This is a genomic window from Bradyrhizobium jicamae (assembly GCF_018130695.1).
Lineage (GTDB): Bacteria > Pseudomonadota > Alphaproteobacteria > Rhizobiales > Xanthobacteraceae > Bradyrhizobium > Bradyrhizobium jicamae_B.
In genome coordinates this window covers 80,809-92,990 of record NZ_JAFCJX010000034.1, presented here as the reverse complement: position 1 = coordinate 92,990, position 12,182 = coordinate 80,809, and the positions used below count along the sequence as shown (strand labels likewise).

Genomic DNA, 12,182 nt, shown 5'->3' with positions numbered 1-12,182 from the left:
GCTGCTTGTAAGTCCGCCCCATGGCAACACCTCCAGTCGGAAGTGTTGCACTTCGTTTGTGAACTCAGGGGACCCATAACCACCGAATCATCGATGAGACGAGCTTTGGCCCCAGCGTTTTTCACCTATCGGCAGTCGGGGTAATGGGTCCTGGCTTTCGCCAGGACGACGAGGATGCGGCGTGCCTCTCGTCCACTACGGCCGCAGCGACTGCATCACCAGATCCACCACATGCTTCCGCCGCGCCCGCTTCTCGTTCGCGCTCGACAGGTCCTTGCCGAAGATCGCCGACAGCGTCGGCGTGTTGGAGAAGAAGAAATAGCTCAAGCCCGCGATCGAGATGTAGAGGTGAACCGGATTGATCCCCTTGCGGAACGTCCCGGCGCGCACGCCTTCGCCGAGGATTTTCGAGACCATGCTGACCAGCGGCGAGTGCATGGCTTCGAGCTTGCGGGAGCCGCGCACATGGCGGGCGCCGCCGCGGTTCTCGTCGTTCAAGAGTACGATGAAATCGGGGTGCGCCGCGAGGTGGTCGAAGGAGGCCTCGATCAGCGTCTTGATCGCCTGCTCCGGCGGCAGGCCTTCCAGGTTGAGCTTGCGTTCCTGGGCGCGGATCTCCTCGTAGACCCATTCGAGCACCGCCAGATACAGCGCGTCCTTGTCGCCGAAGTAGTGATAGACCAGCTGCTTGTTGACGCCGGCGCGGGCCGCGATCTCGTCGACCCGGGCGCCGGCCAGTCCGTTTTCGGCGAACTCGCGCCGCGCCGCGGTCAACAGCTTCTGTTGCGTGGCGACGGGATCGCGCCGCTGCGGCTTGGTCTCATTCGAACGTCCAGGGGCGGATCTCTTGGGCATTTCCAACCAAACAGTTGACAATCGGTCTCGTCGTCTGTTGCATTGGTAGCCTCACGCGCAGGTGTCGACAAGGCCGCCTTGCAGCCGAAGGAGATTGCCATGAAGGGTTTGAAGGTTGCCGCTCTGGCGCTCGCGCTTGCATTGCCGTCGGCGCCAACAATGGCCGGCGAAGCCGTCAATTTGATCCTGAACTGGACGCCGACCGCGGATCATTCGCCGTTCTATTACGCGAAGGCCCAGGGCTGGTACGAGAAGGCCGGCATCGATCTGACCATCGAGGTCGGCAAGGGCTCGGGCGTCTCCTCGCTGAAGGTCGGCTCCGGCGGCTCGCCGTTCGGCATCGCCGACCTTGCCACCATGCTGGTCGCCAGGAGCAAGGGCGCCGACGTGGTGGCGCTGATGAGCATCTACGCCAACACCGGCCAGACTTTCTACTGGCTCAAGAGCTACGGCGTGAACGGCCCGAAGGATTTTCCGGGCCACAAGATCGGCAACCCGCCGGGCGATGCCTCGCGCGTGATGTGGCCGGCCTTTGCGAAAGCGGCCGGCATCGCGCCCGACGCTGTCAACTTCGTCAATGTCGGCCCGACCGCAAAGATCGCGGCGCTGAAAAGCCACACGGTCGACATCATCAGCGACTTCTACAACGAGCATGATCTGAAAGTGATCGAGTTCGGCGCCGACCTTGGTTACATCAACTGGAAGGACATCGGGCTCAATCCCTACGGCAATTCGCTGATCGTCAACGGCGCCTATCTGCAAAGGAACCCGAAGCTGGTCGAGGACTTCGTCAAGGTCAGCCAGAAGGCCTACGCCGCCTGCGTTGCCGACGTCGCGCCGTGCTTGAAGGCGCTGCTCGACAATGCCTCCGGTCTCGACAAGGAAAACCAGGAGCGGCAGTGGGAGCGCATCAAGTTCCTGATGACCGATGAATTCACCACGACCAGGGCGCTCGGCTGGATCGAGCCTGATAGGATGAAGAAGGACTACGAGCTGGTGCAGACCTATCTCGGCATGGAGAAGCCGTTCGATGTCGGCACGGCGTTCTCGACGAAGATGCTGGATACCGGCATCAAGATGGATGCGAGCAAGGTGAAGAAGTGACGATCTGACGATCGGGTTGTCTCTTTGCTCGCGCCCGGGCCTGACGCGGGGCATCCCCCAAGGGCTCGCCGATCCACCAGGCGTTTGCCTGAGGCGGGCCGTCGCGGATCTGCAACTGGCCCGACGAAGTGCACCTGCGCCATGTTTTCCGGGTGAAGGAATTTTCGATCGTCAGCTCGTTTAATCTCCCTGCACGTCCCGCCTCAGCCGCGATAGAGTGAGTAACCTGCTCGCTGACCAAGGCGCTGATCGATGATGGACCAATCGCCCCCGCAATCCGCCAAGATCGACAAGGAGCAGCTCCGCCAAAAATATCAGGAGGAGCGCAACAAGCGGCTGCGCGCCGACGGCAATGACCAGTACATCGAGGTCAAGGGCCAGCTCGCGCATTATCTCGACGATCCCTACACGCCGGTCACGCCGCGCGCGGCGAAGACCGATCACGTCACCTTCGCCTTCATCGGCGGTGGCTTCGCCGGGCTTGCGACCGCGGCGCGGATCGCGGAGGCCGGCATCAAGGACGTCCGCATCGTCGAGAAGGGCGGCGATTTCGGTGGCACCTGGTACTGGAATCGCTATCCCGGCGCGCAATGCGACACGGCGTCGATGGTCTACATGCCGCTCTTGGAAGAGACCGGCCACCGGCCGTCGGAGAAATACGCGCATGCACCGGAGATCCTGGCGCATTGCCAGCGGATCGGCCGGCAGTTCGGCCTCTATGACAATGCGCTGTTTCACACCGAGGTCACGGGCCTCGACTGGGACGCCGCGCAATCGCGCTGGATGATCCGCACCAACAGGGGCGATGGCTTCACTGCTCAATTCGTCGGCATCGGCACGGGGCCGCTACATGTGCCGAAGCTGCCCGGCATTCCCGGCGTCGAGAGCTTTGGGGGACACTCGTTCCATACCAGCCGCTGGGACTACGACTACACCGGCGGCGATCCAAAGGGCGCGCTGATGGACAAGCTCGCCGACAAACGCGTCGGCATCATCGGGACAGGCGCGACCTCCGTGCAGTGCGTGCCGCACCTCGCGCGCGCAGCCAGGGAGCTGTACGTCTTCCAGCGCACGCCGTCCTCGGTCGACGTTCGCGGCAATGGCCCGATTGATCCCGACTGGTTCGCAGGGATCGCCACACCCGGCTGGCAGCAGCGGTGGCTGGAGAATTTCACCGCCAACCAGGCCGGCGGCTCCGCGACCGAGGATCTGGTGCAGGACGGCTGGACCGATCTGTCGAAGCGCATCCGCGCCAAGGTGATGCTGCTGCCGCGCGAGCAGCGCACCGTGCCGAACATGCGGGCCGCCTTCGAGGAGTCCGATTTCGAGAAGATGTCGGAGATCCGCGACCGGATCGACAGCATCGTGCACGATCGCGAGACTGCGAAGAATCTGAAGGCCTGGTACGGCCAGCTCTGCAAGCGGCCGTGCTTCCACGATTCCTATCTGCAGGCGTTCAACACGCCGGGCACGCATCTCGTCGATACCGACGGCAAGGGTGTCGAGGAGATCACCGCAAACGGCATCGTGGTCGCGGGCAGGGAACATCCGCTCGACTGCATCATCTACGCGTCGGGTTTCGAGGTCGGCACGGAATATCGCAGGCGGGCGGGATTTGACCTGACCGGCCGCGACGGCGTCAAGCTGTCGGAGCATTGGGGCCAGGGCATGCGCACCAAGCACGGCATCCACGTCCACGGCTTCCCGAACGTGTTCTTCGTACAGCCGACGCAAGGCGCCAATCTGATTTCCAACGTGCCGCATAATCTGACGGAGGCGGCGCGGACCATCGCGCTGATGGTCAGCCACGCGCGCGACAAGGGCTTCAAGGAGATCGAAGTCAGCAAGGACGCCGAAGATCGCTGGGTCGAGCTGCTGCTGACCGGCGTCGGCCGCATGATCGGCGGACCCGATTGCACGCCCGGCTATTACAACAATGAGGGCCGCGAGCCGGGGCCGGCCGCGCGGCTCAATGTCGGCCACCCCCAGGGCGCCCTGGCCTATTTCAAATATATCGATGAGTGGCGCAGCAGCGGGACGTTCGAAGGTCTGCAGTTTCGCTGAGTGATGATGTGAGAGGAGTGAACAGTTATGACCGAGGCAACCGCCGCTGAGGCGTCACAACAGGGTCCAAAGCCCGCATCGGCATCCGTGATCGCGCAGCACGCCGCGACGCTGCAGGCGCTGCCGTTCTCGGATAAGCGTGATTTCGACGACGCCGCGCGCGGCTTCCTCGGCACCATCGAGAACGCCAAGATCACCTCCGTGCAGGGACGGACGGTGTGGAGCCTCGAGCCCTACGGCTTCCTATCGGAGGAGAAGGCGCCGCCGACGGTCGACCCGAGCCTATGGCGGCAGTCGCGGCTCAACATGCATCATGGCCTGTTCGAGGTGGTGCCGGGCGTCTACCAGGTGCGCGGGCTCGACATCGCCAATATGACGCTGATCGAGGGCGACACCGGCGTCATCGTGGTCGATACGCTGACCTCGATCGAGGGCGCCCGCGCCGCGATGGAGCTCTATTACAAGCATCGCGGCAGGAAGCCGGTCGCGGCCGTGATCTTCACCCACACCCACACCGACCATTGGGGCGGCGCACGCGGCGTGATCGATGACGAGATGCTGGCGAGGGGCGTGCCGATCATCGCGCCCGATCTCTTCATGGAGCACGCGGTCTCCGAGAACATCATCGCGGGACCTGCGATGCTGCGCCGGGCGCAGTATCAGTTCGGGCCATTTCTCGCCAAGGGCGCGCGCGGTCATGTCGATTGCGGGCTCGGCAAGACGATGGCGGCGGGCGCAGTGGCCCTGCTGCGGCCGACCGATCTGATCATTGCGACTGGAGACAGGCGCGTCATCGACGGTGTCGAATTCGAGTTCCAGATGGCGCCGAACAGCGAGGCGCCGGCGGAGATGCATTTCTTCATTCCGCGCTACAAGCTTTTGAATCTTGCGGAAAACTGCACGCATAATTTCCACAATCTGCTGCCGTTCCGCGGCGCCGATGTCCGCGATGCGCTGGCCTGGTCGAAATATCTCGGCGAGGCCCTGCAGATGTGGGGTGGCAAGGCCGACGCGATGTGCGGCCAGCATCACTGGCCGGTGTGGGGCGAGGCGCGGATCGACACCATGATCCGCCAGCAGCGCGATCTCTATAAATACGCGCACGACCAGACCATTCGGTTGATGAATCACGGCCTGACCGCGAGCGAGATTGCGGAGACCATCCGCCTGCCGCAGAGCCTGGAAGGCGCCTGGCACGGTCGTGGCTACTATGGGCACATCAGGCACAATGTGAAGGCGATCTACCAGAAATATCTCGGCTGGTATGACGCCAACCCGGTCAATCTCGATCCACTGCCGCCCGTCGAGTCCGGCAAGAAGTATGTCGAGTACATGGGCGGCTCTGAGGCGATCCTGAAGCGCGCGGCGGCAGACTTTGCCAAGGGCGAATTTCGCTTCGTCGCGCAGGCCGTCAGCCATCTCGTGTTCGCCGAGCCGGACAATCAGGCGGCGCGCGCCATGCTCGCCGACACCTTTGAGCAGCTCGGCTATGCCGCCGAAAGCTCGACCTGGCGCAACGCCTATCTGTTCGGCGCCCAGGAATTGCGCCAGGGCATGCCGAAGGCGCCGCCGCGCTCGGCGATGCCGCGCGAGACTCTGGCGGCGCTGCGCACCGAGCAACTGTTCGACGTGCTCGGCATCCGCCTCAACGGCCCGAAGGCCGAGGGCAAGCACATCGTGCTGAACTGGAATTTCACCGACACGGGCGAGCGCTTCATCCTCAATCTGGAGAACTCCGCGCTGACCTACGTCAAGGGCGCGCAGGCCCCTAACGCGCATGCGAGCTTCACGCTGGCGCGCAGCACGCTGGACGAGGTGATCGCCAAGCTGACCACGTTTCCGGAGGCCGTCGGCGCCGGCAAGATTACGGCCTCGGGCGAGCCGCTGCGGCTCGGCGAGCTGATGACGCTGATGGACGAGTTTCCGCGGATGTTCGAGATCGTCGAGCCGAAGCGGACGGTGGTGACGTAGCCCGTCATTGCGAGGAGTGCGTAGGGTGGGCAAAGCGAAGCGTGCCCACCATTGCTTGCATTGCTCGCGAAGGTGGGCACGGCGCTCACGCGCCTTTGCCCACCCTACGATTTGAACCAGTGTCTGGCCGTTACTCCGCGCTCGCTACCAGCTTGAACCGCGGTTTTGCTTCTTCCATCAGGCCGCGATAGGCGGCGAGATAGTCGAGCGCCATGCGGCGCGCGGTGAAGCGGGACTCGAACTGCTTGCGGATCGTGCCGCGATCGAGACTGCCGAGCCGGCCGACACGCGACACCGCGCTGATCTCGTCCTCGACCACGAAGCCGGTGACGCCGTCCTCGATGATCTCGGGCACCGAGCCGCGGTTATAGGCGATCACGGGCGTACCGCAGGCCATCGCCTCGATCATCACGAGACCGAACGGCTCCGGCCAGTCGATCGGCACCAGCAGGCCGATCGCGCCGCTCAGGAAGTCCGGTTTCTCGCGGTCGCTGATCTCGCCGATGAACTCGACCAGCGGATTGCCTGTGATCATCGGCTTGATCAGCTCGTCATAATATTCCTGGTCGGCACGGTCGACCTTGGCCGCGATCTTGAGCGGAATGCCGCAGCGCATCGCGATCTTGATCGCGCGGTCGACGCCTTTCTCCGGCGCGATGCGGCCGAGCACCGCGAGGTAGCTCGGCTTGGCCGGCTGCGGCGTCAGCAAATTCTCCGGCAGGCCGTGATGGATGGTGCGCACCCAGTTCGCCTGCGGCACCGGGCGGCGCTGGGCGTTGGAGATCGAGATGACGGGGATTTTGGAGAAGGTGTGGAACACCGGCTGGTGTTCGGGGAGATCGAGCCGGCCGTGCAGGGTGGTGAGGAACGGCGTCGGCTGTCTGTGGAACAGCGACCACGGGTAATAGTCGAGATGGAAGTGCAGGAAGTCGAATTCCTCGTCGTCGCATTTCTGTCGTACGCGTTCCAGCATCACCATGTGCAGCGCGTTCGGATCGCGAACAGATCCGTCGAGACGCAGGGCTTTGGGCCAGGTCGCATCGAGCTTGGCCGAGGTTTGCGAGTCGCCGCTGGCGAACAGCGTTACGTCATGTCCGAGTGCCACGAGTTCTTCGGTCAGCCAGTGCACGACCCGTTCGGTGCCACCGTACAATTTGGGGGGAACAGCCTCCGTGAGCGGGGCAACCTGCGCGATGCGCATCTTTGCGTCTCCTGTGTCTCGATGTTGTGAATGATCCCTCAGCCCTCAGTGGCACCGGCATGCCGAACACGGGAACGTTTTCGCGCGTGCGAAGTTCCCTTTGACGTGTGCGATCTGCTTCTTCCTTCCTCCACAGTGTGGTCTTTCTGATGCCATCTCGCTCCAACAGATTTTTGCAGACGGCAACGGTGCAAAATTGTTGCGCAGGCATGGCTGCAGCAAGGAATCGAGCCGACGCCCTTCACGTCATCGTGTGCGGGACAATCAACTGAAAAAAATCTCGTGCACTCTCAACAGGTTTTGCAGGACGTCATGGATCATCTGTCTGGATATGCGCACCGTCCCTTTCCATTCGTGCTGCGCTATCTGCGCAATCGGTTGACGTCGCACGTCGTCATCCTGACGGCCGTCGTCGGTGCGGTTGCCTGTTCGGTGGGCACGCAATATGGAGTCAAGAACCTCGTCGACAGCCTGACCGCCGGCGCATCGCACGCGGGTGGCGTATGGCTGGCATTCGCGCTGCTCATGTCGCTGATCGCCGCCGACAATTTTCTGTGGCGGATCGCAAGTTGGACAGCAAGCTTCACCTTTGTCGGCGTCACCGGCGATCTGCGCCGCGACATGTTCCGTCATCTCACCGGTCATGCGCCGAGTTATTTCTCCGATCGGCTGCCGGGCATGCTGACCAGCCGGATCACGGCGACGTCGAACGCCGTGTACACGGTGGAAAACATGTTCGTATGGAACGTGTTGCCTCCCTGCATCGCCACCTTCTCGGCGATCGCACTAATTGGAACCGTGAGCCTGCAGATGTCAGCGGTGCTGATCCTGATCTCGGGAACCATGGTTTTCGCGATGTTCCGCATGGCTGCGGCCGGCAAGCCGCTGCATGACGAGTTCGCCGACAAGGCTGCGGCGGTCGACGGCGAAATGGTCGACGTCATCAACAATCTGCCGCTGGTCCGCGCCTTCTGTGGGCTCGGCTATGAGCACGACCGCTTCGACGCGACGGTGAACCGGGAACTTTCCGCACGCGGCCGGTCCCTGCGCTATCTCGAAAAGCTCCGCCTCACCCACGCCGGTGTGACCGTGGTGCTGACGATTGCGATGCTGGCCTGGGCGATCAATCTCTGGCAGGCGGGTTCCGCGACCACCGGCGACGTCGTGCTGGTCTGCACGCTCGGCATTTCCATCCTCAGCGCCACCCGCGATCTCGCGGTGGCCCTGGTCGACGTCACCCAGCACGTGGCGCGGTTGACCGAGGCGCTGGCGACATTGCTGCAGCCGCATGAGCTGAAGGACCACCCGGAGGCGGAGCCGCTGGTCAAGAGTGGCGCGGCGATCGCCTTCAACAATGTCTCATTCGAGTATCCCGGCGGCCTGCAGGTGTTCGAGCGCTTCAGCCTGCGGATCCAGCCCGGCCAGCGCGTCGGCCTGGTCGGCCAGTCCGGCGGCGGCAAGTCGACCGTCTTCACCTTGCTGCAGCGGTTCTACGATGTGCAGAACGGCAGCATCACCATCGACGGCCAGGACATCGCGCGCGTCACCCAGCTCAGCCTGCGTGCGGCGATCTCGGTGGTGCCGCAGGACATCTCGCTGTTCCACCGCTCGATCATGGAGAACATCCGCTACGGCCGGCCGAACGCCACCGACAGCGAGGTGCTGCGCGCGGCCATCGCGGCGCGCTGCGATTTCATCGAGACGCTGCCGGACGGCATGGAGACCATCGTCGGCGATCGCGGCATCAAGCTGTCGGGCGGCCAGCGCCAGCGCATCGCGATCGCGCGCGCTTTCCTGAAGGATGCGCCGATCCTGCTGCTCGACGAGGCGACCGCCGCGCTTGATGCGGATTCGGAGGAGGCGATCCGCGAAGCGCTGTCGCGCCTGATGCGCGGCCGCACCGTGATCGCGATCGCGCATCGGCTGGCGACGCTGCGCAATTTCGACCGCGTGGTCATGTTGCAGGGCGGCCGGATCATCGAGGATGGTCCGCCTGACGTCCTTGTGCAGGGCAAGGGCCCGTACCGTGAGTTGGTTGCGCGGGAAATGGGTCGGCTCGCCGCCAGCGCGGCCTGACGTCGCATGAGCATGATCCGGAAAAGTGTGAAGCGGTTTTCCGAAAAGATCATGCTCAAACAAAAAACTGAAGCGCGTTGATCCTATCGCGCTTGAATCAGTGGTCTTGCGTCCCGGTGCGTTCATCGCAGTTCGACAACCCGCCCGAGGTCCCAATGGCATCCGACGTCGTCACGCAACTTGCTTCCGTCACCGCCCGCCTCGTCGAGGAGGTCGACGAGTCCGCGTTCTACATCCCGATGACGGGCCCCGCGGCGCGGCCGCGGCGCTCGCTCAAGCATGACGACACCTTCATCGTGCTCGACAGCCATGGCGACATCGGCGCCTCCGCCGGCGGGCCCGATGGCCTGTTCAATTCCGACACGCGCTATCTGGCGCGGCTCGAGATGGTGCTCGACGACATGCAGCCGCTGCTGCTCGGCTCGAATCTGCGCGACGACAATTCGGCGCTGACCGTCGATCTCTCAAATTCCGACGTCTATCGCAACGACCGCCTGGTGCTGCAGAAGGACACGCTCCACATCGTGCGCTCGATCTTCCTGTGGCGCGGCACCGCCTACCAGCGTATCGGGTTGCAGAACCATGGCGAGCATCCGGCGAGCTTCGATCTCACGCTGCTGTTCGACAATGACTTCGCCGATCTCTTTGAGGTGCGCGGCGAGCGGCGTCCGCGCCGCGGCACCGGCTCGAGCAAGCTGCTCGGCCCGACCGACGTCGTGCTGGAATATGCCGGGCTCGACGGCCAGTCGCGGATCACGGCGCTGCATTTCGATCCGCGGCCGACGCGGCTGTCGGTCAACGCGGCGACCTACCATTTCGAGCTCGCGCCCGCGCAGGTGACGTCGCTGTTCGTGGCGGTGTCATGCAACAGGCCGGTGCTGCAAAAGCCGGCGCCGTTCTTCCGCGGCCTGCTGGCGCACCGCCGGGAGATGCGGAAGTCGTCGGCGGGCGCGGCCACGATCGAGACCTCGAACAACATCTTCAACGAGGTGCTGAGCCAGGCGATGGCCGACCTCAACATGCTGATGACCGAGACGCCGCAGGGCCGCTATCCCTATGCCGGCATCCCCTGGTACTCGACGACATTCGGCCGCGACGGCCTGATCACGGCGATGCAGATGCTGTGGGTCGATCCGCGCATCGCCAAGGGTGTGCTGAAGCGGCTGGCTTTCTTCCAGGCCAGGAAGGTCGATCCGCTGGCGGATGCAGCGCCCGGAAAGATCCTGCACGAGATGCGCGGCGGCGAGATGGCGGCGCTGCGCGAGGTGCCGTTCGCGCAATATTACGGCAGCGTCGATTCGACTCCTCTGTTCGTGCTGCTCGCCGGGCTCTATCTCGAGCGGACCGGCGACGAGGAGACGCTGCGTGAGCTGTGGCCGGCGATCGAGGCCGGGCTGCAATGGATCGACGGTCCCGGCGATCCCGATCAGGACGGCTTTGTCGAATACCAGCGCGCCACCGAGCAGGGGCTCGCCAATCAGGGCTGGAAGGACTCCTTCGACGCCATCTTCCACGCCGACGGCAAGCTCGCCGAAGGCTACATCGCGCTGTCGGAAGTGCAGGGCTATGTCTATGCCGGCAAGCAACTCGCCGCGCGGGCGGCGCGGCGGCTCGGCTATGCGGATCGCGCGAAGATCCTGGAGGCCGAGGCCGACCGGCTGCGCGAGCAGTTCGAGGAGGCCTTCTGGTGCGAGGAGCTCGGCACCTATGCGCTGGCGCTCGATGGCGCCAAGCAGCCGTGCCGGGTGCGCACCTCGAATGCCGGGCAGTTGCTGTTCACCGGCATCGTCAGCGAAGCGCGCGCGCGGCGCGTCGCGGCCGATCTGATGAGCCAGAAGTTCTTCTCGGGCTGGGGCATCCGCACCGTCGCCGTCGGCGAGGCCCGCTACAATCCGATGTCCTATCACGACGGCTCGATTTGGCCGCACGACAACGCGCTGATTGCGCTCGGCTTCGCGCGCTATGGCCTGAAGCATTCGGTGGCGCATCTGTTCAAGGCGCTGTTCGACGCTGCGAGCTACATGGACCTGCGGCGGCTGCCGGAGCTGTTCTGCGGCTTCCGCCGCGAGAGGCGCCGCGGTCCCGTTCTCTATCCCGTCGCCTGCGCGCCGCAGGCCTGGGCGAGTGCAACGGCCTTTACCTTGCTGGAGGCCGCGCTCGGGCTCGAGTTCGATGCCGTCAGGGGTGAGATTCGGCTGCGCGATCCGCGGCTGCCGGAATTTCTCCATGACGTGGTGCTGCGTGACCTCAGGCTCGGCGCCTCCAGCGTCGACTTGCGGCTGCGCCGGCATGACGGGGAAGTGTCGCTCGAGGTGCTGCGCACGCGCGGGCAGATCCAGGTGTCGATCGTGCTGACGCACTGACGACTTGGCTTGAGGACGTCCTGGCTTGAGACGACCGCGCGGCGCTCAATCTGTTGGGGAGGTACCATGCGTTCGAGACTGCTGATCGCCATCGCCGCGCTGGCGCTTGCGGCGTTCGCTCCGGCGAAAGCCGCCGATGCGCCCGCCACGCCGTCGCCCAACGCGGCCACGGAGAAGAAGGAACCGGCCCCGCCGCCCTCGGTCACCGTGATCGGCGCGCGCGACGCGCATGGCATTCTCGGGCGCGACGTCCGCAGTGCGGCGAATGAAGACATGGGCCGCATCGTCGACGTCATCGTCGATCGCGGCGGCACCGTGCGCGCGGCGGTGATCGATTTCGGCGGCTTCCTCGGCGTCGGCAGCCGCAAGATCGTGGTCGACTGGAACGCGCTGCATTTTGCCGGCGTTTCCAACAAGAGCGACAGCATCACGCTGGAGTTGACCAAGGAGCAGGTGAGTGCCGCGCCGGAATACAAGGAGGACACGCCGTTGATCGTGTTGGGCGCTGCCGGAAAGCTGCAGCCATGGGATTTTGAGCATTAGGGGGT

At 64.3% G+C, this 12,182-nt stretch carries 8 protein-coding genes; 6 read left to right on the top strand and 2 right to left on the bottom strand.

Annotated elements, in window-relative coordinates:
• Nucleotides 1-195: 195 nt before the first annotated feature.
• Nucleotides 196-855, bottom strand: a complete 660-nt coding sequence (locus JQ604_RS35065) for a TetR/AcrR family transcriptional regulator (RefSeq protein WP_212365296.1) — start codon at nt 853-855, stop codon at nt 196-198.
• A gap of 99 nt (nt 856-954) precedes the next feature.
• On the opposite strand from JQ604_RS35065, the gene JQ604_RS35060 reads away from it, so the two are divergent.
• The 3 genes from JQ604_RS35060 (at nt 955) to JQ604_RS35050 (ending at nt 5,994) form a co-directional block, all read left to right on the top strand.
• Nucleotides 955-1,959, top strand: coding sequence for an ABC transporter substrate-binding protein (locus JQ604_RS35060; protein WP_212365295.1), 1,005 nt, complete (start codon nt 955-957; stop codon nt 1,957-1,959).
• A 252-nt stretch (nt 1,960-2,211) separates the two neighbouring features.
• Nucleotides 2,212-4,023 carry a flavin-containing monooxygenase gene (locus tag JQ604_RS35055; protein WP_212365294.1) on the top strand — a complete coding sequence of 604 codons (1,812 nt, stop codon included), beginning with the start codon at nt 2,212-2,214 and terminating at the stop codon, nt 4,021-4,023.
• 27 nt (nt 4,024-4,050) lie between these two features.
• Nucleotides 4,051-5,994 carry an alkyl/aryl-sulfatase gene (locus JQ604_RS35050; RefSeq protein WP_212365293.1) on the top strand — a complete coding sequence of 648 codons (1,944 nt, stop codon included), beginning with the start codon at nt 4,051-4,053 and terminating at the stop codon, nt 5,992-5,994.
• Nucleotides 5,995-6,124: 130 nt separating this feature from the next.
• Here the strand turns inward: JQ604_RS35050 and JQ604_RS35045 are convergent, their stop codons facing one another.
• Nucleotides 6,125-7,195: a glycosyltransferase family 4 protein gene (locus tag JQ604_RS35045; protein ID WP_212365292.1), complete on the bottom strand. Its 1,071-nt coding sequence runs from the start codon at nt 7,193-7,195 to the stop codon at nt 6,125-6,127.
• A gap of 312 nt (nt 7,196-7,507) precedes the next feature.
• Here JQ604_RS35045 and JQ604_RS35040 point away from each other — a divergent pair, with 312 nt between their 5' ends.
• The 3 genes from JQ604_RS35040 to JQ604_RS35030 all read left to right on the top strand — a co-directional run bounded on the left by JQ604_RS35040 (nt 7,508) and on the right by JQ604_RS35030 (nt 12,177).
• A complete protein-coding gene (locus JQ604_RS35040; RefSeq protein WP_212365291.1) occupies nt 7,508-9,271 on the top strand; it encodes an ABC transporter ATP-binding protein in 1,764 nt (587 codons plus the stop codon).
• 155 nt (nt 9,272-9,426) lie between these two features.
• Complete coding sequence (locus tag JQ604_RS35035; RefSeq protein WP_212365290.1) at nt 9,427-11,634, top strand: amylo-alpha-1,6-glucosidase; 2,208 nt, start codon at nt 9,427-9,429, stop codon at nt 11,632-11,634.
• Between the two features lie 66 nt (nt 11,635-11,700).
• A complete protein-coding gene (locus JQ604_RS35030) occupies nt 11,701-12,177 on the top strand; it encodes a PRC-barrel domain-containing protein (RefSeq protein ID WP_212365289.1) in 477 nt (158 codons plus the stop codon).
• Nucleotides 12,178-12,182: the final 5 nt, after the last annotated feature.

Excerpts from the sequence above, each read along its gene's own strand:
- JQ604_RS35065 (WP_212365296.1), bottom strand. The coding sequence starts at position 855 with ATGCCCAAGAGATCCGCCCCTGGACGTTCGAATGAGACCAAGCCGCAG.
- JQ604_RS35060 (WP_212365295.1), top strand. The coding sequence starts at position 955 with ATGAAGGGTTTGAAGGTTGCCGCTCTGGCGCTCGCGCTTGCATTGCCG.
- JQ604_RS35055 (WP_212365294.1), top strand. The coding sequence starts at position 2,212 with ATGATGGACCAATCGCCCCCGCAATCCGCCAAGATCGACAAGGAGCAG.
- JQ604_RS35050 (WP_212365293.1), top strand. The coding sequence starts at position 4,051 with ATGACCGAGGCAACCGCCGCTGAGGCGTCACAACAGGGTCCAAAGCCC.
- JQ604_RS35045 (WP_212365292.1), bottom strand. The coding sequence starts at position 7,195 with ATGCGCATCGCGCAGGTTGCCCCGCTCACGGAGGCTGTTCCCCCCAAA.
- JQ604_RS35040 (WP_212365291.1), top strand. The coding sequence starts at position 7,508 with ATGGATCATCTGTCTGGATATGCGCACCGTCCCTTTCCATTCGTGCTG.
- JQ604_RS35035 (WP_212365290.1), top strand. The coding sequence starts at position 9,427 with ATGGCATCCGACGTCGTCACGCAACTTGCTTCCGTCACCGCCCGCCTC.
- JQ604_RS35030 (WP_212365289.1), top strand. The coding sequence starts at position 11,701 with ATGCGTTCGAGACTGCTGATCGCCATCGCCGCGCTGGCGCTTGCGGCG.